This is a genomic window from Streptomyces sp. NPDC059718 (assembly GCF_042733315.1).
In the GTDB taxonomy this organism is placed as follows: Bacteria; Actinomycetota; Actinomycetes; order Streptomycetales; family Streptomycetaceae; genus Actinacidiphila.
In genome coordinates this window covers 23,799-48,536 of record NZ_JBHWGA010000016.1, presented here as the reverse complement: position 1 = coordinate 48,536, position 24,738 = coordinate 23,799, and the positions used below count along the sequence as shown (strand labels likewise).

Below are 24,738 nucleotides of genomic sequence, written 5' to 3'. Positions count from 1 at the left end.
CGGTCCGGGGCGGGTTGGACCGGAACACGTCCTGTCTTATCCGGCATTAAGCCGCCTAACCGGACATATGCGTCCACAGTGCATGCGTAGGGAATCGATGCGTGATGGGTGTCACGCGCCGAACACGCCGCGGAGGCCGCCGGCGACGCAGCGTCGAATTTTCCCACCGGATTTCACCGGGCGATATCGCGCAATTACCGTGGGCCAGTTTTCCGCCTACACAGAGCGGACACTTCTCACGTAAAGTCACAGAAGCGAATGATCGACTTGCGGTCCGCCGGGGGGCGTGATTCCGGTCCTTGCTCCGGGACGATTCCGTCGTTTAGCTTCCAGATCTCGCAGGACAAATTCCTGCGAGATTCTTCCGGGTAGAACGCCTAGTCCTGCCGCTGCCCGGACGCCGGATGACAAGACCGCACGGCAGGAGCGGGGGACCCAGGTAGTTTGCCGTTCCCGTTGGTCTCGGGACGGCTAGGGGTGAAGTCGCAGCGACATGCCTTTATTCGGCATGCCCCATTGCGGCCGGGCATCTCCAGCCCGAACCCGACAGCTTACCTCGCAGGCGTCGGAGAGGAATTCGGCATGCCCGGTAAGGGAAAGCACCGTCGTCCGCGGAACACCCGCATCACCCGTATCAGCGCGCTGGCCGGCACCACCGGCGCAGCCGTGGCGCTCCCGATCGTCGGCGCCACCGGTGCCCACGCCGCTCCCGTGAGCGTCTGGGACAAGGTCGCGGCCTGCGAGAGCACCAACAACTGGTCCATCAACACCGGTAACGGCTTCTACGGCGGCCTGCAGTTCACCCAGAGCACCTGGGCCGGCTTCGGCGGCACGAAGTACGCCCCGCGCGCCGACCTCGCGACCAAGGCGGAGCAGATCGCCGTCGCGGAGAAGGTCCTCGCGACCCAGGGTCCGCAGGCCTGGCCCGTGTGCGGTCCCAAGGCCGGTCTGACGAAGGCCATGGCCAACCCGTCGGCCACCCCGGAGAGCGTCTCCGGCACCGCCGCGAAGCCGGCCGCCAAGCCCGCCGCCCCCGCCAAGAAGGCCGAGGCGCCGAAGGCCGCCACCGCCAAGCCGAAGAGCACCGGCGGCTCCTACAAGGTCGCCGGCGGCGACACCCTCTCCAAGATCGCCAACGCCCAGTCGGTCGAGGGCGGCTGGCAGAAGCTGTACGCGAACAACGAGTCGGTCATCGGCGGCGACCCGAACCTGATCTACCCGGGCCAGGTCCTGTCCCTGGGCGAGAAGGCCGCCGCCAAGAGCGCGCCCAAGGCCGCGAAGGCCGCCCCGGCCGCCAAGCCGGCCGCCGCCAAGGCCGCCAGCACCTCCGGCTACACCGCCCCGCTCGACCACGTCGTCCTGGGCACCGCCTACCACCAGGCCGGTGCCATGTGGTCCAAGGGCTACCACACCGGTGTCGACTTCATCGCCTCCACCGGCACCAAGGTGAAGTCGATCGCCGGCGGCACCGTGGTCTCCGCGGGCTGGGGCGGTTCGTACGGCAACCAGGTCGTCGTCAAGCACGCCGACGGCCGGTACTCGCAGTACGCCCACCTGTCCTCGCTGTCGGTCTCGGCCGGTCAGACGGTCTCCGCCGGTCAGCAGCTGGGCCTGTCGGGGGCCACCGGCAACGTGACCGGTCCGCACCTGCACTTCGAGGTGCGCTCCACCCCCGACTTCGGCTCCGACATGGACCCGCTGGCGTACCTGCGCGCCCACGGCGTCAACGTCTGATCGAACTGATCCACCGTCATCCGGCGGTAGGCTGTGCCCTGTTCCCCGCTTGCGGGGAACAGGGCACATGCCTTTGGTCTGTGACCGAAAACGGATCGAATATTTCCATTTCTTGTGTCCTCTCGAACGGTCGATCAGTAGCCTCTCTCGCACATGGTCGTGTCCACGACCACGCACCCTGATCGCCGACGAGCTGGAGCCGTTGATGGAGCGTCCTGCCTGGGCCCCCCAGGGGATCGATCTTTCCGTGCCGAGCGTGTCCCGCATCTACGACTACTACCTGGGCGGCTCGCACAACTTCGAGGTCGACCGGGAGGCGGGACGGCGGGCCATCGAGGCCTTCCCGGGGCTGCCGAAGATCATGCAGGCCAACCGGGCGTTCATGCGCAGGGCCGTGCGTTACTCCGTCGACCAGGGCATCACCCAGTTCCTCGACATCGGCTCCGGCATCCCCACCTTCGGCAACGTCCACGAGGTCGCCCAGACCGCCAGTCCCGGCGCACACGTCGTCTACGTCGACCACGACCCGGTCGCCGTCGCCCACAGCCGTGCCGTGCTGGAGGGCCACGAGAACGCCGCCATCGTCGCCGCCGACCTGCGCTCGCCCCGTGACATCCTGGACAGCGCGCAGGTGCGCGGGCTCATCGACCTGGAGCGCCCGGTCGCGCTGCTGCTCGTCGCGGTCCTGCACTTCCTCGAGGACGCCGACGAACCGGCCAAGGCCGTGGCCGAACTGCGCGACGCCATCGCCCCCGGCAGCCTGCTGGTCGTCACCCACGCCTCGGTCGAGGGAGGCCCGCGCAGACCCGAGGAGGGGGAGCGGGTCGAGAACGTCTACCGCAGCGCGAGCTCGCCGCTGATCATGCGGTCGCGGGCCGAGGTCGAGCGCTTCTTCGACGGCTTCGACCTCGTCGAACCCGGCCTGGTCTCCGCGCCGTTGTGGCGCCCCGACGGCGCGGACGACGACGAGCTCGACCCGGTCGTCTTCAGCGGGTACGCGGGCGTCGGCCGCAAGGCGTGACCGTGAGCAGGGAGCCCGGCCCGGAGCCCGCCGACAGCCTGCGGCGCTTCGCGGTCATCTGGAGCCGGGCGATCTACCCGGCCACCGCCACCTCCATGACTCGCGGCGAGTTCGAGGAGTACCTGCTCCCGCTCGCCGCGCTTCTGGACGCCACGCTGCGCGCGCAGCCCTTCGACCCCCGCCCGGCCGCGGAGGTCGGCGCCGCGCTCGTGGCCGCGCACTGCACCGACCCCGAGGCGCTGCCCCGCATCCTCGACGTCGTCGACGCCTACCTGCTGCTGTACTGCCCGCCCGGCCCCGCCCTGTTCCCCGAGGACGGCCGCACCCGCTGCAACCGCCTCCAGCACTGGGTGGCCGCCGGGTACGCCCGCGCCCTGCAGGAACGCACGCGGACCGAGCAGGAGGCCCTCTCCAAGGCGGCGCTCGCCGCCCGGGCCGCCACCGAGCAGGCCCTGCACGAGAGCGAGGTCCGTTTCCGGGCCGTCTTCCAGGACGCGTCCATAGGCATCGGCATCGCCGACATGGACGGCCGCGTCCTGGACGTCAACGCCGCCCTCACCACGATGTTCGGCGGCCTGGAACGCCACATCCGCAGCAGGAACGTCTACGACTGGGCGCACCCCGACGACGCCCCCGAGGTCTGGGAGATGCAGCGCCAGCTCAACCGGGGCGAGCGCGACCACTACCGCATCGAGAAGGCCTACTACCGGCCCGACGGCACCGCGCTGTGGACCAACCTGACGGTCTCCCTGTTGCGCGACGCCGGCGGGACCCCGCAGTACATGCTCGCGCTGATGGAGGACATCACCGAGGAGCGCCTGCTCAGCGAGCGGCTGCGGTACGAGGCGACCCACGACGCGCTCACCGGCCTGGCCAACCGCAACCTCTTCTTCGAGCGTCTGGAGCAGACGCTGAACGGCCCCGAGGGCGTGGGCGTCGGCGTCTGCTACCTGGACCTGGACGGCTTCAAGGACGTCAACGACAGCCTCGGCCACGCCATCGGCGACCGGCTCCTGGTCGCCGTCGCCGAACGCCTCCAGGCCTGCGTCACCTCGCCCGACCAGCTGGTGGCCCGCATCGGCGGCGACGAGTTCGCCGCACTGGTCGTGAACCCCGCCAGCCGCGCGGACATCACCGGCCTCGCCGACCTGATCCTGGCCGCGCTGGCCGACCCGATCCGGGTGGACGGCCGCGAGCTGTCCGTGCGGTGCAGCATCGGCATCGTCGAGGGCCAGGCCGGCTCCCTGGGCCCCGCCGAGGTGCTGCGCAGCGCCGACATCACGATGTACCGGGCCAAGGCCGCGGGCGGGAACCGCTTCGAGCTGGCCGACCCCGACTCCGACGCGCGCGCCATCACCCGGCACGGGCTGACCAACCGGCTGCCGACGGCCCTGGAGCGCGGCGAGTTCTTCATCGAGTACCAGCCGCTGGTACGGCTCGGCGACGGCAGCGTCCGCGGCGCGGAGGCACTGGTGCGCTGGTGCCATCCGGTGCACGGGATCCTCGGTCCCGACCAGTTCATCCCGCTCGCCGAGAGCACCGGGCTGATCGTGCCGCTCGGCCACTGGGTGCTGCAGCAGGCCGCCTGGCAGGCCCGGGACTGGCAGTTCCCGCGCAGCGACGGCCACCCGCTGCGGATCAACGTCAACCTCTCCCCGGCCCAGCTCGCCCACCCCGGCCTCGTCCCGGAGACCCTCGCGGTGATCAAGGACGTCGGGCTGGAGCCGACCGCTCTGTGCCTGGAGGTCACCGAGAGCGCCTTCATCGGCGCCGACGAGGAACTGCTGCGCCCGTTGCGGGAGTTCGCCGAACTCGGTATGGCCATCGCCCTCGACGACTTCGGCACCGGCTACTCCAACCTCGCCTCGCTGCGCCGGCTGCCCATCACCACGCTCAAGCTCGACCGCTCCTTCACCCGCGGGATGCAGCAGCAGCAGGCCGACCCGGTGGACGTGAAGATCGTGGAGATCGTCGTCGACCTGGCGCACACCCTCGGGCTGTCGGTGACGGTGGAGGGCGTCGAGACCGGCACCCAGGCCGAGCACCTGCGGGCGCTGGGCTGCGACACCGCGCAGGGCTGGTACTACGCGAGGCCCGGCCCGCCGGACCGCCTCCACTCGCTCTCGCTGGTCGACACCACGCCCTGAGCACACGGGCGGGGCACGGCGGCGTCCACCGGCTCAGGGGCGCACGTCGAGGACGTCGAGGAACCGCCGCAGAGCGTCGTTGAACTCCTCGGGCCGCTCCAGGTTCGGCAGGTGCCCGGCGCCCTCGACGACCACGAGCCGCGAGCCGCGGACGGCCGCGTGCATGGCCTCGGCCTCGGCGACGGGGGTGTACACGTCGTCCCGGCCGACCACGATCAGCGTGGGCACCCGGACCGCGGTCAGCACGGCCCCGTAGTCGGGCCGCTGGGCCCGGCCGCGCAGGGCCGCCGCGGCGCCCTCGGGGGAGGTGCCGCGCATCATCCGCAGCACGTGCGCGGCCACTTCGGGGAGCGCGGTCACGTTGCGGGGCGTGATCATCCGGTCGAGCACCTCGCCGGCGTAGCCGGCCATCCCCTCGGCCGACAGCCGCTCGGCCATCGCGTCCCGGGCCCGCCGCCCCTCCTCCGTCTCGGCGCCGGGGAAGGTGTCGGCGAGCACGAGCCCGGCCACCCGGCCGGGGAACAGCCGCTGGAACTCCATGACGATCTGACCGCCCATCGACAGCCCGCCGACGACGGCCTCCGGTACGCCCAGGTGGTCCATCAGGGCGGCGATGTCGCGCGCGAAGGTCTCCAGCGGGGTGACCCCCGGGACCACCTCGCTCGCGCCGTAGCCGCGCAGGTCCGGCACGACCACCCTGCGGCCGGCCGCCGCCGCGGGGACCTGCGGGGCCCACATCGAGCGGTCGAAGGGATGGCCGTGCACCAGCACCAGGGGGGTGCCGGGCCCGACCCCCTCGTCGTCGTACGCCAGTGTGACGCCGTTGACCGATGCCGTCGTCAAGGGGATCTCCTCGTCGCGCATGCTCCCCGTCCCGCAGGGGAGTTGACCGCGATGCTAGGTTCCCCTCCCCGCTCGGTGCAATAGCATCTTTGCTCTCGGTGCAATAGGGGAATCGCTTCAAAGGGGGAACAGTGAGGGACGACTACCGCACGGTCGCCGACGCCGTGGCGGCCGACATCGCCGCCGGGCGGCTGCGCCCCGGCGACCGGCTCGTACCGCAGCGGACCTTCGCGCGGGCGCACGGCATCGCCAACTCCACGGCGATCCGCGTCTACGCCGAACTCGCCCGCCGCGGCCTGGTCGTGGGCGAGGTGGGACGCGGCACCTTCGTGCGTGCCGCACCACCCGCCACGGGACCCGCCCTCGCCGAGCCTGCACCCCAGCGGATCGACCTGGAGCTGAACCACCCCGTCGCCGAGGGCCAGTCGCGGCTGCTCGCCCCCGGGCTCGCCGCGCTGCAGCGCCCCGACGTCCTCGGCGCCGCGCTGCGTCCGCTGACCGCCGCGGGCACCCCGGCCGCGCGCGACGCCTTCGCCGAACTGCTCGCCCGTACCGGCCCACGCCCCGACCCCGGGCGGCTGCTCTTCGCGGGCAACGGACGCCAGGCCATCGCCGCCGCCCTGGCCGCGCTCGTCCCGCCCGGCGGCCGGCTCGCCGTGGAGGCGCTCACCTACCCCGTGGTCAAGGCGCTCGCCACGCGGCTCGGGATCGCGCTCGTCCCCGTCGCCTGCGACGAGCACGGGATGCGTCCCGACGCCCTCGCGGAACTCCACCGGGCCGCCCCGCTGCACGCGCTCTACACCCAGCCCACCCTGCACAATCCGCTCGGCGTCACCATGCCGGAGGGCCGCCGGGCCGAACTCGCCGACACCCTCGGCCGGCTGGGCCTGCACGCCGTCGAGGACGCCGTCTGGGGATTCCTCGCCGCGGACGCCCCGCCGCCGCTCGCGGCGTACGGCCCGGACCGCGTGGTCCTGGTCGACAGCCTCTCCAAGCGGCTCGCCCCCGGGCTCACCGCCGGCGTCGTGCTCACTCCGCGGGAGCTATCCGCCCCGGTCTCCGCGGCCTTGCGCTCGGCGGGCACGGCGGCCTCCGGTTTCGCGCTGGCCGCCGCCTGCCGGTGGATCGCCGACGGCGCCGTGGACGCGGTGGTGGCGGCCAAGCGGCGTGACGCGGCCGCGCGGGCCCGCATAGCCGCCGAGCGCCTCGCCGGGTTCTCGGTCACGGCGGATCCGCGTGCCTGCTTCTGCTGGTGGCGGCTGCCCGGGCCCTGGCGCGCCGACACCTTCGTCGCGGCCGCCGCTCGTCAGGGCATCGCCGTCACCCCCGCGGCCGCCTTCGCCGCGGGCCGCGGCAGCGCGCCGCACGCCGTACGGATCGGCCTCGCCTCGCCGTCCCCGCAGGTCCTGGGCGACGCGCTGGGCGTCCTCGCGCGGATCGCCAGGGGCGGTCCGGAGGACAATTGCGCCGACTGATCACAAGGGGCGGCGAATCCTAGCGAGTCGCCCGCACATGCCTCCGGAAAATGCCCCAACTCACCTTTTTCGCGTACGGGATGAGTAACGTTCCGTGCTGTTCCGTATACCAGAAGTGGCGGCGAAGGGGTGCGCGTGCCCGGCATAGACGAGTGCCTTTCCGAGGCGCTGGCGATTCCCGGTGTGCTCGGGGCGAGCGTGGTCGACTGGAGCAGCGGCCTGCTCCTCGGGGCGGTCGGGCAGGAGCCGGGAAACGGTCACGAGGCGGCCGCCGCGGACACCACCGAGGCGGCGCGGGCGGTCGTGGAGGGCGGCACCTTCACCGCGAAGGAGTCCGGAAGGGTGCCGGTCGAGGACATCATCATCACCGCCCCGGGGAGTTACCACCTCATCCGCTTCCTCGACACCTCCTTCGACAGCGACGTCATCCTCTACCTGTGGCTGGACCGGTCGATGGCCAACCTGGCCGTCGCCCGGCTCGGGCTGCAGTCCATCGCCGAGCGGCTGGTGCTCGTATGACGGGCACGGAGGCGGGGCGGCCGGCACTCGCCGTGCGCGGTCTGCCCCGGCGCATTCCGGCGCGCGGTGGCGCGCCGGCCCAGGTCCGCGCCGGGGTGGTGGGCGCGTACGCCTACACCGCCGCACTGGCCCGGCTCGCGGAGGCGAGGGCCAGCGGGGCGCTGTACGGATCGGCGGGGGCGGTCTACCTGCGCGACGGGGCGATCGTCCACGCCGAGAGCCCCTGCGCCCCCGACCTCGGGGTACGGCTCATGGCCTGCGGGCTGCTCTCCCCGGACCAGTGGCGCGAGGCGGTCACCACCGCGAGCGCCGAGCGCGGCGTCGGCGGGCACCTCGTCGACACCGGGCGGGTGGCCCGCGGGGAGCTCGAGCTGTGCCACCTGCTGGCGCTCTTCGACGCCGCCTACTTCACCCTGCTGCCCGACTCGGAACCCGACCGGTTCCAGCCGGGTGCCACCTCCCGGCTGGGTCCCATCTCCCGGCCGGTCCCCGCCCAGCGCGTGGCCAGGGAGGCGCAGCGGCGCCGCGCGCAACTGGAGCGGGCCTGGCCGTGGGACGACACCGACGCCGGCCCCGTCGTCCCCCGCTCCGAGGACGAAGCGCGGGGCGGCCGGGCCAGGGCCCCCACGCCCGCCCAATTGGCGGTGCTGGCGGCGGCGGACGGATCCCGTACGCCGGTCCAGATCGCCTGGCACCTGGGACGTTCCGCCTTCGCGACCCTGCTGGACGTCCGTCGGCTGGCCGCGACCGGCCGGATCAGCATGCCGGTCCGCGCCCAGGCACCCGCGGCTCCGGCGCGCCCAGCGCCCGTGTCGGTGCCCGTGCCGCCCGCTCCGGTGCCGCCCGCGCCGCTGCCACCGGTGGCGCCCGCGCCCTTCGCCCACGGCGGACCGCAGCCGGCGGTCCTGTCGTCCTCCGATCCCTCAGTCGCCCTGTTGCTACGACTTCGTGCCGCCCTGGAGGCCCGCCTGTGAGCGCCCTGCCGACCCGCCCGGCGCCCGCCGAACGACCGTGGAGGAAGGCTCTGCGGCAGCTCGCCGGAAGGAGACAGCTGGTGGCACTCGAAGCCGATGTACTGGCCGAACTCCGGAGCCTGCGGGCGAGGGTGCCGCACCTGACGGGCGGGCTCGTCGCCAGCGTCGACGGCCTGGTCGTCGCGCACGACCTGAGCGGGCCGGAACCGGAGGGGGTCGCCGCGCTGACCGCCGCGGCACTGGGCGTGGCGGCCCGCATCACGGAGGCCACCGAATGCGGCGGCTTCCGGGAACTGCTCGTCAGGGGCGACCGCGGGTACATCGCCGCCTACGCCGCCGGCGGGGCCATGGCCCTCGCCCTGGTGGCGGGACCCGGCTCCAACGTGGGCCGCCTGCACCTGGAGGCACGCCGATCCAGCCGACGGATCGAGGATCTCGTCGACCTCGCGCTCCAACGTCAGGAGCGGAAATGACCGTAGGACCCAGCTCATCAGCCGACAAGCCGTCGGGCACCGCACGCGGCCGCGCCGTTACCGGACCCAGGCATTCGTCACGTCAGAGAACGCAACGACAAGGAAGTGAGACCGCAATGGCCAACACCGAGACCGCGCTGAAGGATGTCATGACGTCGATCGAGGGCGTCCTGGGCGTCGCTCTCGTGGACTACGGCAGCGGCATGGCCCTGGGCACCCTCGGGGGCTCCAAGGACCTCGACCTGACCGTCGCGGCAGCGGGCAACACCGACGTGGTCCGCGCCAAGATGCGCACCATGGAGATGCTCAACCTCAAGGAGCACATCGAGGACATCCTGATCACGCTCAACACCCAGATCCACATGATCCGGCTGCTGACCGGCCGCTCGGGCAAGGGGCTGTTCCTCTACGTCGCGCTGGACAAGGACCGGGCGAACCTGGCGATGGCCCGCCACCAGCTCAGGCGCATCGAAGCCGACCTGGAGGTCTGACCCGCCCCCCGCGAGCCCGCGGCCGAGGGCGGCCCGGCACATGAGGCGCAGGCCGACGTGTGCCGGGCCCCGCCCTGCCCGGACCGGGGTCACGCGGCCTCGGCGACCGGCGGGCGTGCGGCGAGCAAGCGCTCCACGGTGCTCCGTTCGGCCTCGTCCGGCTGGAGGCTGCGGCACGAGGTGCCGGCCGTGCTCCCCGACATCAGGCTGGAGCAGGGCCCGGGCTTCTTGTCGTCGAGACCGAGGATGTGGCACGGCTCGTGCGTCGCGATCCGCGTCGGGTCGTAGCCCTCGTCCACCGCCCGGCGGCCGATGTGGACGGTGCCGCGGCCGGGTTCCTCCTGTTCCGCGTAGGGCCGGCCGTCGAAGGCGACGATGGTGACGTCCGCGACCCGGCCGGGCGCCACCGGCACGAAGGTCACGTTGTCCACCGCCTGGGTCCACGCCGCGACGGCGCCGGCAACCGCGCCGGTGAACTCGCCCGCCGCCGGGCGTCGTAGGTGACGGTCACCGGTGCGGGCACCGCCGCGTGGGCACCCGGCGACACGAGCGCGCCGACCGCGCCCGCGGCCGCCACGGCCATCAGCACCGAGCGGCGCCGGAGGCGGGGGATACGGGGCGGCGAGCCTCCTTCGTCCTGGGGGCGGGTGCGTGCCCGTCCCGCCGGTCGGCACGTCGCGCACACGCCTCGAGTAGGCCTTGGCCGTCGGTGCACGTCACGTCGCTGATGTTCGGGACGTGACGGTGCGGTCCGACCGGCGGTAGCCCTCGCGGAGGGCGACGGGGCGGGGCCCTCGCGGCCCGCTACCGGCTCGTGGCGGACGCGGGTGCCGAGGGCGACGCGGCGGAGTGCCCGCCGTGGTGCGCCCCCTCCTCGACCCTGCCGCCCAGCTTCTCGCGCACCGGCGCCAGCGCCTCGGGATCCGCCTCCACCACCCAGCGCTCCCCGATCAGGTAGGAGCCGCCGTACGGCTCCGCCTCCTCCAGCCACGACTTCTGGCCGGCCTCGCTGGCGAAGGTGAGCATCACATAGGCACCGCGTGCCGTCGTGCACGCCCCCTGGCGCAGTTCCTCCACGTCGGTCTGCAGCTGCGGGGTGCACCCGACGGCCTCGCCGATCCGCTCCAGGGCGACCGGACCGCCCGCCGCATCCGTGTCCTGGCCGCCGCAGCCCGCCACCGCCAACGCGACGACCGCCACCGCGGCCACCCTCGGGCCCCACGAACGGAACACGGACACCGGCATCACCTTTCCTCGACTCCTGGCGCGGGCGGCACACGCCCCGCACACGCCCCGCACGCGCACCGCGCGCGGGACGACGCTAACCCGAACGGCCCCATGACCCGTACAGCCTTGCGAAAAGCCCGCCCACGGGCGCGCGGTATGAAAAAATCCGCCGCCGCACGCTCCGGAGGGCCTGGCACCCCGTGACTCCGACACCTCCGATCGGGCATACTCCAACGCGCCGAAGCCGCAGGTCGGACCATGCCGTGACCCGGCAGGAGACCATCGGTCTACGGTCGACAACCCGGTAGCGCCGCCACACCCTGTGCGGACGCCGCCGCAGCGCCCGACAGGGAGGAGAGTGCCGCCATGTCCCACGACGGCCTTCAGCCGGTGGACCGACAGCTTCCCACCGAGGAGGCCCGCGACCTGCTCGCGCTCGTACGCGAGCTGGCCCAGCGGGAGATCAAGCCCAAGGCGGCCGAGCAGGAGGACGCGGGCGTCTTCCCGCGCGAGGTCTTCCGCCTCATCGGCGAGGCGGGGCTGCTCGGACTGCCCTACCCGGAGGAGTACGGCGGCGGTGGCCAGCCGTACGAGGTCTACCTGCAGGTCCTGGAGGAACTGGCGGCGGCGCGCCTGACCGTCGGTCTCGGGGTGAGCGTGCACACCCTGGCCTGCCACGCGGTCGCCCAGTTCGGCAGCAAGGAGCAGCGCACCGAGCACCTGCCGGCCATGCTCGGCGGCTCCCTGCTCGGTGCCTACAGCCTTTCCGAGCCCGCCTCCGGCTCCGACGCCGCGTCCCTGCGGACCCGTGCCACCCGCGAGGGCGACGCGTGGCGGATCGAAGGCACCAAGGCGTGGATCACCCACGGCGGGGTCGCGGACTTCTACACGGTGCTCGCCCGAAGCGGCGCCGAGGGCCCGCGCGGCATCACCGCGTACCTGGTGCCCGGCGACGCGGAGGGCCTGACCGCGGCGGTCCCGGAGAAGAAGATGGGCATGAAGGGGTCGCCCACGGCCCAGGTCCACTTCGACGGCGTGACCGTCCCCGACAGCCGCCGCGTCGGCGACGAGGGCCAGGGCTTCACCATCGCGCTGGCCGCGCTCGACTCCGGCCGCCTCGGCATCGCCGCCTGCGCCATCGGCGTCGCCCAGGCCGCGCTCGACGAGGCGCTCGCGTACGGGATGACCCGGCAGCAGTTCGGCCGCCCCGTCGTGGACTTCCAGGGGCTGCGCTTCATGATCGCCGACATGGCCACCAAGATCGAGGCCGGCCGGGCGCTGTACCTCGCGGCGGCCCGGCTGCGGGACGCGGGCCGGCCGTTCACCCGGCAGGCGGCCATGGCCAAGCTGTTCTGCACGGACGCCGCGATGCAGGTGACCACGGACGCGGTGCAGCTGCTCGGGGGCTACGGCTACACCGCCGACTTCCCCGTCGAGCGGTACATGCGCGAGGCCAAGGTGCTGCAGATCGTCGAGGGCACCAACCAGATCCAGCGCATGGTGATCGCCCGCAGCCTCGCGGGGCCGGAGAGCAAGGAGCGCTGAGACGGTCGTGCCGCGCCGCCCGGCGGGGGCGGCGCGGCACCGTGCGTACGGTGGGCGCGGGTCAGGCCGCGCGCTGGAACGGCACGCGGATCGGCCGCGAACCGGGTCCGCCCACGTGGGAGAACGGCTGCGTGCGCCAGTCCAGCCCGGCGGGGAGGGTCAGCAGCGCGCCCCACTCCGTGTCGTCGTCCCGGGCGTCGCCGGGGGCCGGCGAGGCCTCGGCGGTGGCACGCCCCGAGCCGGGGCAGACCGTCAGCCCGAAGGGGTTCCAGGGCGAGGCGCACAGCGCGTGCTGGGGCAGGACGTCCTCGTCGGTGAAGAGCGCGATCGGGCGGGCACAGTCGGGGCAGTGCACCCGGAAGATCTCAAAGCCTTCGTCGTCGAAGGCGTCTTCGGCGTCGTCCGCCGTCAGCAGCTCGAACGGCTCGCGACGTTCGTGCTCCTCCTCGAGCGCCACCAGCGTGCGTTCGCCGCGGCTGTGTCGTGCATGGGTGCGCATGGGTGCATCTCCCCCTCAGAAGAACGCCCACCAGCGGGGCAGACCGGGCTCTCGGCCTCGGCCATAGCGAGCATTTCCCGCCACCCGCCCGCGGTAATCACCGCCACTCCGAAAGGCGTTGACATCGGGTGTGGCCTTCGTCACACAGCCCTCCGCGAGGGTGTCCCGCGCCCCCGCCGACGATGCAGTGCGCCCGCTCCGCGCCCTTCCTGTGGTCAGTCCCCGCGCGTCGCCCCGGCGTCGCGCGGTGGTGCCGTGCTCTTCCTGACGACCAGTCTGACGCCCAGCTCCATACGGGTGTTGCTCTTGTCGCCGACCTCGTCGGGCTGGGACAGCCGGAGCAGCATCCGGGCGGCCTCCTCGGCCATCTCGACCAGCGGCTGGTTGACGGTGGTGAGCGACGGGCTCGCCCACTGGGCGAGCGGGATGTCGTCGTAGCCCACCACGGACAGGTCGCGCGGCACCTGCAGGCCCTTGACCCGGGCCGCCTCCAGGACGCCGAGCGCCTGCAGGTCGCTGCCGGCGAAGATGGCGGTCGGCGGGTCGGGCCGCTCCAGCAGGGCGATGGCCCCGTCGTGCCCGCCCTGGACGTGGAAGTCCCCGTAGCGGATCAGGTCGTTGTCGACGCTGAGCCCCGCCATGCCCATGGCCGAGCGGAAGCCGTCGAGGCGGGCCAGGGAGCACAGCATGTCGTCGGGCCCGGTGATGATGCCGATGCGGCGGTGGCCGAGGTCGATGAGGTGCCGCGTGGCCGCGACACCGCCGGCCCAGTTCGCCGAGCCCACGGACGGGACGTCGGGTTCGGGATCGCCGGCCGGGTCGATGATCACGAAGTTGATGGCCCGTGAGCGCAGCTTGCGCTTGATGTCGTCGGGCAGCGAGGAGAAGACCAGGACCACGCCGAGCGGCCGGCGGCGCAGCACGCCCTCGATCCACTCGGGTCCGGGGGCGTGGCGGGTGCCGCTCTCGGTGAGCACCACGCTCATGTTGCGGCTCTTGGCGACGTTCTCCACGCCCCGGATGAGCTCCATCGCCCAGACGCTCTCGAGCTCGTGGAAGACGATCTCGATCAGCCGCGACTCGGGCTGGGTGGGGGAGGGGCGCTGGTAGCCGTTCGCCTCCAGCAGGCGCTCGACCTTGCTCCGGGTCGGCGCGGCCACATCGGGACGTCCGTTGAGCACCTTCGAAACTGTCGAAAGTGACACGCCCGCTTTCGAAGCCACGTCGGCCAGGGTGATCCGGCCCTCGGTCTCATCATCACGCATGCGGCACAGGATAGAGCACCGTCGTTCGGTAACGGTTTGGTCGCGTCAATTCCACGCTGTTGACCCCGGCGAAGGGGGAGCCTACGGTCCGTCGTCAGGCGAATTTCGGCAAAGCGGCCGAAACTTTCGAGAGGTCGATCATGAAGAAGCGTGCGTGGTTCCCCCGTGCCGTCGCCGGCGGCGCGACACTGGCACTGGGCCTGACCCTGACCGCCTGCGGCGGTGATGGCGCCTCCGCGGGAGGCGATTCCGGGACGATTCACGTCCTCGTGTACGGCGACTCCGCGAACAAGGTGGAGAAGGCGATCGTCGCCGAGTTCAACAAGACCTCGAAGGTCAAGGCCGTCCTCGACACGGTCCCCGGTGCGGACTACCAGCAGAAGCTGCAGACCGTCATCAACACCAAGCAGGCCCCCGACGTCTTCTTCAACTGGGGTGGCGGCAGCATCCAGCCGTTCGTGAAGGCCGGTCTGCTGCTCCCGCTCGACGACTTCATCACGAAGGACCCGGGCCTGAAGGACAACTTCCTGTCCTCGGTCTTCAACACCGCGGTCGTCGACGGCAAGTCCTACGGCGTGCCGATGCGCGGCACCCAGCCGGTGCTGATGTTCAACAACAAGAAGGTCCTCGCGGACGCCGGCGTGCAGCCCCCGCAGACCTGGGACGAGCTCATCGACGCGGTCAAGAAGCTCAAGGCCAAGGGCGTCACCCCGATCGCGCTCGGCGGCGGCGACCAGTGGCCGACGCTGATGTGGTTCGAGTACCTCTACGACCGCGTCGCCGGTCCGGAGCTGTTCACCAAGGCGCTCGGCGGCGACAAGAGCGCCTGGGAGAGCGAGGACAGCAAGAAGGCGCTGGGCATGCTCAAGGAGCTCATCGACGCCGGCGCCTTCGGCACCAACTTCGACTCGGTGAAGTTCACCGACGGCGGCTCGCCCCAGCTCCTCGCCAGCGGCAAGGCCGGCTTCGAGCTCATGGGCTCCTGGGAGTACTCCACGCAGCAGGACGCCAGCCCGGACTTCGCCAAGAACGACCTCGGCTACACCAACTTCCCGACCGTCACCGGCGGCAAGGGTGACGCCGCGAACGTCGTCGGCAACACCAACAACTTCTACTCGGTGCTGAAGAAGACCGAGCACCCGGAAGCCGTCGCGGACTTCCTCAAGCTGATGTACTCCGACGACTTCGTGAAGCAGCAGCTGGCCATCGGCAACCTGCCGACCACCACGAACACCACCAAGTTCCTCGACTCGGCCGACAACCCGGACTACCTGAAGTACCAGTTCGACCTGGTCCAGAAGGCGCCCTCGTTCCAGCTGTCGTGGGACCAGGCCTACCCGCCGTCGGGCATCACGCCGATCCACCAGGCCGTGCAGCAGTTCTTCAACGGCCAGGTCGACGCGGACGGCTTCATCAAGGCCATGCAGGCCCTGCCCACCTCCTGAGAGCGACGTCCCGCATGGTCTCCCTCACTGCCTCCGTGACGGGCAAGCGGCAGACGCAGCGCCCGGCCGGCCGTACCATCGGCCGGCCGGGCCTCGCCTGGGCGCTCCCCGCCACGATCTTCTTCGCCCTGTTCGCCGTCGTGCCGCTGGTGCTGGTCGCGGTCCTCTCCTTCACCACCTGGAGCGGACTGGGCTCGCCCGAGTTCGCGGGCTTCGACACCTGGGTCCGGGTCTTCCAGGACCCCGTCATGATCAAGAGCCTCTGGCTGAGCGTGCTGCTCACCGTGCTGGGCGTCGTCGTCCAGACCCCGCTGAGCATCCTGCTCGGCGTCTGGGCGGCCGGTCCCCAGCGCAACCGCGCCGTGCTGTCGGCGGTCTTCTTCGTGCCGCTGCTGCTGTCCGCGACCGCCGTGTCGGTGCTGTGGCGCGCGCTGCTCGACCCGAACTTCGGTGTGCCCTCGCAGGCGCGCTGGCTGTTCGGCGACGGCAACCTCTTCGGCACGCAGACCGCCGCGATCGGCGTGCTGGTGTTCGTCAGCACCTGGCAGTTCACCCCGTTCCACGCCCTGATCTACCAGGGCGCGACCCGGGCGATCCCGCAGGTGCTCTACCAGGCCGCTCAGATCGACGGCGCCGGCACCGTACGGCAGTTCTTCCACATCACGCTGCCGCAGCTGCGCAACTCGATCATCACCTCGATGATCCTGATGATCGTCGGCGGTCTCACCACCTTCGACACGGTGCTGATCCTCACCCAGGGCGGCCCCGGCACCGACACCACCATCAGCGCCTACTACATGTACGACAAGGCCTTCAAGGGGTTCGACTTCGGCGCGGGCGCCGCGGTCGCGCTGATGCTCGTCGTCGTCGCCACCGTGATCTCACTGATCGTCGTCCGCGTCTCCGGCTACGACAAGATGGCCGGCACCAAGGAGGGGCTCTGATGAGGCGCCGCCCCAACTACCTGGCGGGCCTGGGCGCCCTGCTGTGGCTCGCGCTGGTGGGCCTGCCGCTGTACGTCATGCTCGGCGCCACCGTGCAGACGCGCGCCGAGTACAGCGCCAACGGCCCGCTGGCCTTCCCCCGCTCCTTCACGCTGGACAACTACGTCCAGGACTTCAGCAACGGCTTCGGGCAGTACTTCCTCAACACGGTCGTCGTCACGGTCAGCGTGGTGGCCATCGTGCTGCTGCTCGTGCCGCCGCTGGCGTTCACCATCGTCCGCAACCGGGGCCGCGGCACCTCCGGGGTGTTCCGGCTCTTCCTGCTGGGCCTGGCCATCCCCGCGCAGGCCGTGATCGTCCCGATGTTCTACGTCATCAGCAAGGCCGGGCTCTACGACAACCTCATCGGCATCATCCTGCCGACGGCGGCGTTCTGCCTGCCGGTGTGCACGCTGATCCTGACCGGCACGATGCGCGACATCACCTCCGACCTGTTCGAGGCGATGGCCATGGACGGCGCCTCCGTCCGGCGGACCTTCTTCCAGCTCGTCCTGCCGCTGTCCGGCAGCGGACTGTCGACGATCGTCGTCTTCTCCGCCCTGCAGGCGTGGAACGGCTTCCTCTTCCCCCTCGTGCTCACCCAGTCCGAGGAGACCAAGGTGATCACGCTGGGCCTCTACAACTTCCGGACCCAGTACGGCATCAACATCCCCGGCCTGCTGGCCGCCGTGGTGCTGTCCACGATCCCCGTCCTGCTCGTCTACCTGTTCGCCCGCCGTGCCCTCGTGCAGGGGCTCATGGGCGTCGGAGGAAAGTGAACGACAACGTGACCGCCGACTCCCGCGTCGAGGCGCTGATCCGCGACATGACCCTGGACGAGAAGATCGCCCAGCTCTACGGCGTCTGGGTCGGCGCCTCCAGCGAGGGCGCCGAAGTGGCCCCCCACCAGCACGACATGGACGAGCCGCCCCGCCTGGACGACCTCCTGCCGGACGGCCTCGGACAGCTCACCCGGCCCTTCGGCACCGTCCCCGTCGACCCCGCCCTGGGCGCGCTGTCCCTGATGCGCACCCAGCAACGGATCGCCGGCGCCAACCGGTTCGGCATCCCGGCCATGGCCCACGAGGAGTGCCTCGCGGGCTTCGCGGCCTGGGGCGCGACCACCTACCCCGTCCCGCTGTCCTGGGGCGCCTCCTTCGACCCCGAGCTGGTCCGGGTGATGGCCGCGGCCATCGGCCGCGACATGCGCTCGGTCGGCGTCCACCAGGGTCTGGCCCCGGTCCTCGACGTCGTGCGCGACGCGCGCTGGGGCCGGGTCGAGGAGACCATCGGCGAGGACCCGTACCTCGTCGGGACCATCGCCACCGCGTACATCCAGGGCCTGGAGTCCGCGGGCATCGTGGCCACCCTGAAGCACTTCGCCGGCTACTCCGCCTCCCGCGCCGGGCGCAACCTGGCGCCGGTCAGCATGGGCCCGCGGGAGCGCGCGGACGTCGTCCTGCCGCCCTTCGAGATGGCGGTCCGGGAGAGCGGCGTCCGGTCCGTCATGCACGCGTACACCGACACCGACGGCGTCCCCTCGGCCGCCGACGAGGAACTGCTGACGGGGCTGCTCCGGGACGCCTGGGGCTTCGACGGGACCGTGGTCGCCGACTACTTCGGGATCGCCTTCCTCAAGACCCTGCACGGCGTCGCCGCCGACTGGGCGGACGCCGCGGGCACCGCGCTGCACGCCGGCGTGGACGTGGAGCTCCCCACCGTCAAGACCTTCGGGCAGCCGCTGCGGGACGCCGTCGCCGCGGGCCTGGTCGACGAGAAGCTCGTGGACCGCGCGCTGCGCCGCGTCCTGACCCAGAAGGCGCAGCTCGGCCTGCTCGACCCCGGGTGGAGCCCGGTGCCGTCCGCGCTCGCCGGGGCCGACCTCACCGACCCGCAGGGCCTGCGCGGCACGGTCGACCTGAACTCCACCGCCCACCGGGACCTGTCGCGGCGCCTCGCCGAGCGGTCCGCCGTCCTGCTGAGCAACGACGGCACCCTGCCCCTGGGGCGGCCCGCCCGCATCGCGCTCGTCGGTCCCCAGGCGGAGACCCCGACCGCCGTGCTGGGCTGCTACTCCTTCCCCGTGCACGTCGGCGCGCAGCACCCGGACACCCCGCTCGGCATCGACCTGCCCACGCTGCGCCAGGCCCTGGTGGCGGAGTTCCCCGGCTCCGAGATCGTGACCGTGGCGGGCTGCGGCGTCGATGACAGCGATGTCTCCGGCATCGCGGCGGCCGTGCGCGCGGCCCTCGACGCCGACGTGGTGGTCGCCGCGCTGGGCGACCGCGCCGGGCTCTTCGGCCGCGGCACCAGCGGCGAGGGCTGCGACGCGGAGTCGCTCACCCTGCCCGGCGTGCAGCAGCGGCTGCTCGACGCGCTCCTCGACACGGGGACGCCCGTCGTGCTCACCCTGCTGGCCGGCCGCCCCTACGCCCTCGGACGGGCCGTGGACGAGGCCGCGGCCGTCGTCCAGACCTTCTTCCCGGGACAGGAGGGCACCCCGGCCCTGGCCGGAGTGCTGAGCGGGCGGATCAACCCGTCCGGGCGGCTGCCGGTGAGCGTGCCCCGGCACCCGGGCGTCCAGCCCTCCACCTACCTCGCCGCGTCGCTCGCGCGGGCCAGCGAGGTCTCCAACATCGACCCGGCCGCGGCCTTCGGCTTCGGCCACGGGCTGACGTACACGGCCTTCGAGTGGTCCGCGCCGGAGGTGCACGGCGGCGCCGACGGCCGGGCCGTCACCGGCACCGACGGCGAGGTCGAGCTGTCCTTCACCGTCCGCAACACCGGCGGTCGCGCGGGCAGCGAGGTCGTCCAGGTCTACCTGCACGACCCGATCGCCTCCGTCGTCCAGCCGGTGCAGCGGCTCGTCGGCTACCTCCGGGTGCCGCTGGAGGCGGGCGAGGCGCGGCGCATCGGCGTCACGGTCCCCGCCGACGTCGCCGCCTTCACCGGCCGGGACGGCCGCCGCGTCGTGGAACCGGGGGAGCTGGAGGTGCGGCTCGCGGCCTCCAGCACCGACGTCCGGTTCACCGTACGGGCCGAACTCACCGGCCCGGCACGGCAGGTGGACCACACCCGGCGGCTGCACGCGCTGCTCACCGGCGCACCGGAGGAGTCCAGGTGAGTCTGCCCGAAGGGACGGGGGAGGCGGCCGTGTCGACGGCGAACGTCGTCAACCCCGTCCTGCCGGGCTGCCATCCCGACCCGAGCGTCTGCCGGGTCGGAGCCGACTTCTACCTGGTGACCTCGACGTTCGAGTACTTCCCGGGCATCCCGGTGTTCCACAGCCGCGACCTGGTCCACTGGCGGCCGATCGGGCACGTCCTGGACCGGCCCTCGCAGGTGGACCTCGGCACCGTCGCCTCCTCCGAGGGGATCTTCGCCGCGACGATCCGGCACCACCAGGGCCGCTTCTACGTCGTGACCACCCTGGTGGGCGGCAGCGGACGGGGCGGCACCTTCGTCGTCACCGCCACCGACCCCGCCGGGCCGTGGAGCGACCCGGTGTGGCTGGACGACGCGCCAGGCATCGACCCCTCCCTGTTCTTCGACGACGACGGCCGCGCCTGGTGCACCGGCACGCGGCTCGCGGAACCGGGGGAGTGGGAGGGGCAGACCGACGTCTGGCTGCGGGAGTTCGACGCCGCGCAGCTGACCCTGACCGGCCCCGAGCACCTGCTGTGGCGCGGGGCGCTGCGCGGCGCCGTGTGGGCCGAGGGACCCCACCTGTACACGGTGGACGGCCGCTACTACCTGCTGGCGGCGGAGGGCGGCACCGAGCACGGGCACGCCGTCAGCGTCGCCCGCGCCGACCACGTCACCGGTCCGTACACCGGGAACCCGGCCAACCCGGTGTTCACCCACCGGCACCTGGGCCGTGACTTCCCCGTCGTGGGCGTCGGCCACGCCGACCTGGTGCGCACGGCGCAGGGGCAGTGGTGGGCGGTGCTGCTGGGCAGCCGTCCGTACGGCGGGTACCACCCCAACCTAGGGCGGGAGACCTTCCTCGTCCCGGTGCGCTGGGAGGACGGCTGGCCGCTCTTCGCGCCCGGCGTCGGCACCACGCTCGGCCCGTTCCGTCCGCCCGCGGTCGCCGGGTCCTCGGACAGGCCCCACCGGGAGCCGGTGCGCGACGACTTCGACGGCCCACGGCTGGACCCGCGGTGGAACCAGGTGCGCACCGGGGAACCCTTCTGGTCGCTCACCGGACGTCCCGGCTCGCTCCGGCTGCCGCTCGGTCCTTCCACGCTCGCCGAGACAGGCACCCCCTGTTTCCTGGGCCGGCGCCAGCAGCACCAGGACGTCAGCGTGTCCGCGCTCCTCGACGTGGCGCCCGGGACGCCGCAGGAGTGGGCGGGGCTCGCCGTCCGCCAGTCCGAGGCGGACCATCTGGTGCTCGCGGTGGCCGGTGACGGGCGCGGCGGCCGCCGCGTGCTCGCCGCGGTCCGCAGCCGTGGCGAGCAGCACCTGGTCGCGCAGGCGCCATTGCCCCCGGGCCCGGTGGTCCTGCACATCCACGCCGAGGGTCAGCGCTACGGGCTGCGCTACGCCCCAGCCGGCGCCGGGCCCGAGGCGGAGGCCGAACTGACCTCCGTGGACGGCGGATTCCTCAGCTCGCCCCGCGCGGGCGGCTTCCTCGGCGTCTGGCTCGGCCCGTACGCCACCGCCCACGGCGCCTCCTCCACCACCGTCGCCGACATCGAATGGTTCGACTACCGGCCTCTCGCCCCCTGACCACGGAGCCGACGTTGTTCACCGATCTCCCCGAGGCCGAACTCCGGGACCACCGCAGCACCCAGACCGCGCCCGCCGACTTCGACGACTTCTGGAGCACGACGCTCGCCGAGTCGCGCGCCGCCGGGACCGCGGCCGTCACCGTCACCCCCGCGCCCGGTCCGCGGCTGCGCACGGTGCGCGTCTTCGACGTCACCTTCCCCGGCTACGGCGGTGAACCGGTGCGGGCCTGGCTGCGGCTGCCGCACGGTGCCGAGGGACCGCTGCCCGCGGTCGTCCAGTACGTCGGCTACGGCGGCGGCCGGGGCCACGCGCTGGACAACCTGCTGTGGGCGTCGGCGGGTTTCGCCCACCTCCACATGGACACCCGTGGCCAGGGGTCGGGCTGGAGCCGCGGCGACACCCCCGACTCCGGCACCACGGGCCCGCAGGCCCCCGGGATGATGACCCGCGGCATCGACGACCCCCGCACGTACTACTACCGCCGCCTGTTCACGGACGCCGTCCGTGCCGTGGACGCGGTCCGCACGCTGCCCTCGGTGGACCCCGGCCGGATCGCCGTCCTCGGCGCGAGCCAGGGCGGCGGCACCGCGCTCGCCGTGGCCGCCCTCGCCCCCGAGGTCCACGCCCTGGTGGCGCACGTCCCGTTCCTGTGCGACTTCCCCCGGGCCACGGTGATCACGGACGCGGACCCGTACCGCGAGATCGGCCGCTACCTCGCCGTGCACCGCGGCAACACCGAGCGGGCCATGCGCACCCTGTCCTACTTCGACGGCGTCAACTTCGCCGCCCGCGCCCGGGTACCGGCCCGCTTCTCCGCGGCCCTCATGGACGAGATCACGCCGCCCTCGACGGTCTTCGCCGCGTACAACGCGTACGCGGGACCCAAGGAGATCGCCGTCTGGCCCTGGAACGGGCACGAGGGCGGCGCCGTCGACGACGACGAGGAGGCACTGGCCTTCCTGCGTGCGCGCCTCTGAGGGCAACGTGAAGTGCGACCTCATCATGTGGAGTTGAGGTGGAAGGCCGTACAACCTTCGCTCTTCCTTGATCGTCATACGGGTGCACCGGAGACCCCGGTGCACCACTGATGTGGCCACACCCTTGGGGAAGAGTCATGCGATCTGACTCCGTGGGGCGCTCGCTGCGCCTCGGAGCCTCTGCCGTCGCGGCGGCCGGCCTGTTCGTGGCCGGTCTCGCCGTACCCGCGCAGGCCGCCGCCGCCGAGACCGACCAGCTGTGGATCAACGCACCGTCCGAACTGTCGCTGCCCCTCGGCACGGGCGGCGGAGAACCGCAGACGCGCACGCTCGACATCGGCATCTACCACGACAACGACAACTTCACGGTCACCGACGGCGAGGTCACCGTGGACATCTCCGGGGTCGCGGGCCTCGCGGAGGTGACGTGGCCGGAGAACTGCACGCCCAGCGGCACGATCGCCGTCTGCCACGTGCCCGAGGTGCCCGTGATCGGCGGCGACTACAGCAGGCAGATCCACCTCTCGGTACGCGCGGCGGACGGTGCGGCGGGCGGGGCGTCCGGCCGGATCACCTACGAGGCGACCGCCGTCGGCGGCCCCGACGGCACCCTCACCGCTCCGCGGGGCGACTCCGACACCAGGCTCACCGTCTCCTCCGGCCCGGACCTGTCGCTCGCGGAGATCGCCCCGGTCCAGCACGCCGCCCCCGGCGCCACGGTGCGGCTCCCGTTCGGGCTGACCAACAACGGCAACGAGAGCGCGCAGGGCTTCACGCTGAAGTTCATGGCCTCCTACGGCATCCAGAAGCTGACCAAGTACAAGCGCTGCACCTACACGACGTCGAACGACGGCGAGTACGCGCCGATGACCTTCGCGACGTGCACCTTCGACCGGGTGCTGGCGCCGGGGGACTCCTTCCGGCTGCCCAAGAAGCTCAAGGCGGTGCTCGCCCCGTACGCGATGAACGAGCGGCTCGACATCAGCGTCGAGCCCGGCGGGGGCGCCGAGGACCTCGAGAGCGGTGACAACTACACGGTGGTCGGCGTCAGCGCCGACAACACCGCGGACTTCGCGGTGACCGGCGACGCGGTCACCGGTGCGGCGGGCGAGACGGTGACGGCCCGGCTCACGTTCCGCAACAACGGCCCGGCCTGGCTCGGAAACCTCGGCTCCGGCGACCCCGTCGCGACGGTCCGGCTGATCGTCCCCGCGGGCACCAAGGTCACCGGCGTCCCGTCCGGCTGTAACCCGCACACCCTCTCCGGCGGCTACTACCCGCAGGAGACGGGGGCGCCGCGCTACGACTGCTCCCTGCCGTACTGGGTGCTGGAGAACACCGAGCGCTCGTACGACTTCTCGCTGCGGATCGACACCGTGGTGCCCGGCGCGACCGGTGCCGTGAGCATCCACCCGGAGTTCGGCGAGTTCCCGTACGACCCGGACACCACCAACAACACGGCGGTCCTGGCGGTCAACTGACCTGACCCGCCCCGGCACGTGGTGCGCGAGCCTCCCGCACCACGTGCCCCGCGGGGCGGTCAGCGGCCTTGCGGTGCAGGCAGCGGCTCGCCCGTCTCCAGCAGCGTCTTCAGGCCCGAAACGAGGGCGGGCCAGCCCTGGGAGACCATGCCCAGCACCCCGCTGTCCGGGTCGTGGGCCTCGTGGACGACCGTCAGTCTGACGGTCTCCCCGAGCGGTTCGATCTCGAACGTCACCTGGGAGCGGCGATCCCCGGCCAGCCGGGCGCGCACCTCCTCGCTCACCCCCGCGTTCTCCGCCCACTCCGGGGTGAAGGTGTGCCAGGTGTAGGAGAGCCGGCGCGGCGGATCGGACTCCAGCACGACCTGGGCGGGATCGGCGGTGCGGGCGCCGCCCTCCTCCCAGACCATGGCCGAGCCGGCCGCCCAGTCGGTCTCGAAGGCGACGCCCCAGTAGCGGCGCGTGAACGCCGGGTCGGTCAGCGCCTGCCAGAGGCGCTCGGGTGTGGTGCGGACGTAGGTCGTGTAGACGAATGCGGACTCGCTCATGGGTGCCTGCTCCAATGCCCTCTGGAGGTCGGCGAGCGCCTGCGCGCGCTCGCGGTCGTACCGGTCGATCCATCGTTCGGCGACGGCGTTGATCGGTGCGGCGTTGAGGTAGTGCAGCTTCTCCCGGCCCCGCCGGACCGTGGTGACCAGCCGGGCCTCCTCCAGTACGGCCAGGTGCTTGCTGACCGACTGGCGAGCCATGTCCAGCCCCGCGCACAGCTCGCGCAGGGTCTGCCCGTTGCGCGCGTTGAGGCTGTCCAGCAGCCGCCGGCGGCTCGCGTCGGCCAGCGCCTTGAAGACCTCGTCCATCCCGCTTCCCCGCCGTCCCGAAAACGCAGCCGTCCGGCTGCCTGT

22 protein-coding genes and 1 riboswitch are annotated in these 24,738 nt (G+C 72.4%); of the genes, 16 read left to right on the top strand and 6 right to left on the bottom strand.

The window, feature by feature from the left end; translation table 11 throughout:
• The first annotated feature begins 388 nt into the window (after positions 1 to 388).
• Positions 389 to 580: riboswitch (cyclic di-AMP (ydaO/yuaA leader) on the top strand.
• A gap of 2 nt (positions 581 to 582) precedes the next feature.
• The 3 genes from ACFV3E_RS19470 to ACFV3E_RS19460 all read left to right on the top strand — a co-directional run bounded on the left by ACFV3E_RS19470 (position 583) and on the right by ACFV3E_RS19460 (position 4,902).
• A complete protein-coding gene (locus ACFV3E_RS19470) occupies positions 583 to 1,734 on the top strand; it encodes a transglycosylase family protein (protein WP_500535731.1) in 1,152 nt (383 codons plus the stop codon).
• A gap of 205 nt (positions 1,735 to 1,939) precedes the next feature.
• Complete coding sequence (locus tag ACFV3E_RS19465) at positions 1,940 to 2,755, top strand: SAM-dependent methyltransferase (protein WP_500535730.1); 816 nt, start codon at positions 1,940 to 1,942, stop codon at positions 2,753 to 2,755.
• Positions 2,752 to 4,902: a putative bifunctional diguanylate cyclase/phosphodiesterase gene (locus ACFV3E_RS19460; RefSeq protein WP_500535729.1), complete on the top strand. Its 2,151-nt coding sequence runs from the start codon at positions 2,752 to 2,754 to the stop codon at positions 4,900 to 4,902. Before ACFV3E_RS19465 ends, ACFV3E_RS19460 begins: the two co-directional genes overlap by 4 nt.
• Positions 4,903 to 4,935: 33 nt before the next feature.
• Here ACFV3E_RS19460 and ACFV3E_RS19455 read toward each other — a convergent pair whose 3' ends face one another.
• Positions 4,936 to 5,745 carry an alpha/beta fold hydrolase gene (locus tag ACFV3E_RS19455; protein ID WP_500535728.1) on the bottom strand — a complete coding sequence of 270 codons (810 nt, stop codon included), beginning with the start codon at positions 5,743 to 5,745 and terminating at the stop codon, positions 4,936 to 4,938.
• Between the two features lie 131 nt (positions 5,746 to 5,876).
• On the opposite strand from ACFV3E_RS19455, the gene ACFV3E_RS19450 reads away from it, so the two are divergent.
• From ACFV3E_RS19450 to ACFV3E_RS19430, 5 genes are all read left to right on the top strand, one after another.
• The gene (locus ACFV3E_RS19450; protein WP_500535727.1) at positions 5,877 to 7,220 is read left to right on the top strand and encodes an aminotransferase-like domain-containing protein; all 1,344 of its coding nucleotides are present in this window, start codon (positions 5,877 to 5,879) and stop codon (positions 7,218 to 7,220) included.
• A 135-nt stretch (positions 7,221 to 7,355) separates the two neighbouring features.
• Positions 7,356 to 7,739 (top strand): hypothetical protein, encoded by a 384-nt coding sequence (locus ACFV3E_RS19445; protein ID WP_500535726.1) that lies wholly within the window; start codon positions 7,356 to 7,358, stop codon positions 7,737 to 7,739.
• Positions 7,736 to 8,713, top strand: a complete 978-nt coding sequence (locus ACFV3E_RS19440) for a transcriptional regulator (protein WP_500535725.1) — start codon at positions 7,736 to 7,738, stop codon at positions 8,711 to 8,713. The genes ACFV3E_RS19445 and ACFV3E_RS19440 overlap by 4 nt, the downstream gene beginning before the upstream one ends.
• An 80-nt stretch (positions 8,714 to 8,793) precedes the next feature.
• Positions 8,794 to 9,186: a roadblock/LC7 domain-containing protein gene (locus ACFV3E_RS19435; RefSeq protein ID WP_089223339.1), complete on the top strand. Its 393-nt coding sequence runs from the start codon at positions 8,794 to 8,796 to the stop codon at positions 9,184 to 9,186.
• A 116-nt stretch (positions 9,187 to 9,302) separates the two neighbouring features.
• The gene (locus ACFV3E_RS19430; RefSeq protein WP_089223338.1) at positions 9,303 to 9,677 is read left to right on the top strand and encodes a hypothetical protein; all 375 of its coding nucleotides are present in this window, start codon (positions 9,303 to 9,305) and stop codon (positions 9,675 to 9,677) included.
• Positions 9,678 to 9,766: 89 nt separating this feature from the next.
• On the opposite strand, the gene ACFV3E_RS19425 is transcribed toward ACFV3E_RS19430, so the two are convergent.
• On the bottom strand, positions 9,767 to 10,108 hold the full coding sequence (locus tag ACFV3E_RS19425) for a snapalysin family zinc-dependent metalloprotease (RefSeq protein WP_500535724.1): 342 nt from the start codon (positions 10,106 to 10,108) through the stop codon (positions 9,767 to 9,769).
• Positions 10,109 to 10,481: 373 nt separating this feature from the next.
• Positions 10,482 to 10,916, bottom strand: a complete 435-nt coding sequence (locus tag ACFV3E_RS19420) for a hypothetical protein (protein WP_500535723.1) — start codon at positions 10,914 to 10,916, stop codon at positions 10,482 to 10,484.
• A 354-nt stretch (positions 10,917 to 11,270) separates the two neighbouring features.
• On the opposite strand from ACFV3E_RS19420, the gene ACFV3E_RS19415 reads away from it, so the two are divergent.
• Positions 11,271 to 12,449: an acyl-CoA dehydrogenase family protein gene (locus ACFV3E_RS19415; protein ID WP_500535722.1), complete on the top strand. Its 1,179-nt coding sequence runs from the start codon at positions 11,271 to 11,273 to the stop codon at positions 12,447 to 12,449.
• A 61-nt stretch (positions 12,450 to 12,510) separates the two neighbouring features.
• Here ACFV3E_RS19415 and ACFV3E_RS19410 read toward each other — a convergent pair whose 3' ends face one another.
• Entirely contained in the window at positions 12,511 to 12,948 is a 438-nt protein-coding gene (locus tag ACFV3E_RS19410; protein WP_500363638.1) for a hypothetical protein, read from the bottom strand.
• Positions 12,949 to 13,163: 215 nt separating this feature from the next.
• Positions 13,164 to 14,213 carry a LacI family DNA-binding transcriptional regulator gene (locus ACFV3E_RS19405; RefSeq protein WP_500535721.1) on the bottom strand — a complete coding sequence of 350 codons (1,050 nt, stop codon included), beginning with the start codon at positions 14,211 to 14,213 and terminating at the stop codon, positions 13,164 to 13,166.
• A 140-nt stretch (positions 14,214 to 14,353) separates the two neighbouring features.
• Between ACFV3E_RS19405 and ACFV3E_RS19400 the strand changes: the two genes are divergently transcribed.
• The 7 genes from ACFV3E_RS19400 (at position 14,354) to ACFV3E_RS19370 (ending at position 23,836) form a co-directional block, all read left to right on the top strand.
• Positions 14,354 to 15,658: an ABC transporter substrate-binding protein gene (locus tag ACFV3E_RS19400; protein ID WP_500535720.1), complete on the top strand. Its 1,305-nt coding sequence runs from the start codon at positions 14,354 to 14,356 to the stop codon at positions 15,656 to 15,658.
• 14 nt (positions 15,659 to 15,672) lie between these two features.
• The gene (locus ACFV3E_RS19395) at positions 15,673 to 16,602 is read left to right on the top strand and encodes a carbohydrate ABC transporter permease (RefSeq protein WP_500535719.1); all 930 of its coding nucleotides are present in this window, start codon (positions 15,673 to 15,675) and stop codon (positions 16,600 to 16,602) included.
• Positions 16,602 to 17,420, top strand: a complete 819-nt coding sequence (locus ACFV3E_RS19390) for a carbohydrate ABC transporter permease (protein ID WP_500363635.1) — start codon at positions 16,602 to 16,604, stop codon at positions 17,418 to 17,420. Before ACFV3E_RS19395 ends, ACFV3E_RS19390 begins: the two co-directional genes overlap by 1 nt.
• Positions 17,421 to 17,467: 47 nt before the next feature.
• Complete coding sequence (locus tag ACFV3E_RS19385) at positions 17,468 to 19,765, top strand: beta-xylosidase/alpha-l-arabinosidase (protein ID WP_500535822.1); 2,298 nt, start codon at positions 17,468 to 17,470, stop codon at positions 19,763 to 19,765.
• The gene (locus ACFV3E_RS19380; RefSeq protein ID WP_500535718.1) at positions 19,762 to 21,375 is read left to right on the top strand and encodes a glycoside hydrolase family 43 protein; all 1,614 of its coding nucleotides are present in this window, start codon (positions 19,762 to 19,764) and stop codon (positions 21,373 to 21,375) included. Before ACFV3E_RS19385 ends, ACFV3E_RS19380 begins: the two co-directional genes overlap by 4 nt.
• 14 nt (positions 21,376 to 21,389) lie before the next feature.
• Positions 21,390 to 22,355 carry an acetylxylan esterase gene (locus ACFV3E_RS19375; protein WP_500535717.1) on the top strand — a complete coding sequence of 322 codons (966 nt, stop codon included), beginning with the start codon at positions 21,390 to 21,392 and terminating at the stop codon, positions 22,353 to 22,355.
• A gap of 137 nt (positions 22,356 to 22,492) precedes the next feature.
• The gene (locus ACFV3E_RS19370; protein ID WP_500535716.1) at positions 22,493 to 23,836 is read left to right on the top strand and encodes a COG1361 family protein; all 1,344 of its coding nucleotides are present in this window, start codon (positions 22,493 to 22,495) and stop codon (positions 23,834 to 23,836) included.
• A 59-nt stretch (positions 23,837 to 23,895) separates the two neighbouring features.
• On the opposite strand, the gene ACFV3E_RS19365 is transcribed toward ACFV3E_RS19370, so the two are convergent.
• Complete coding sequence (locus ACFV3E_RS19365) at positions 23,896 to 24,693, bottom strand: ArsR/SmtB family transcription factor (protein WP_500535715.1); 798 nt, start codon at positions 24,691 to 24,693, stop codon at positions 23,896 to 23,898.
• Positions 24,694 to 24,738: the final 45 nt, after the last annotated feature.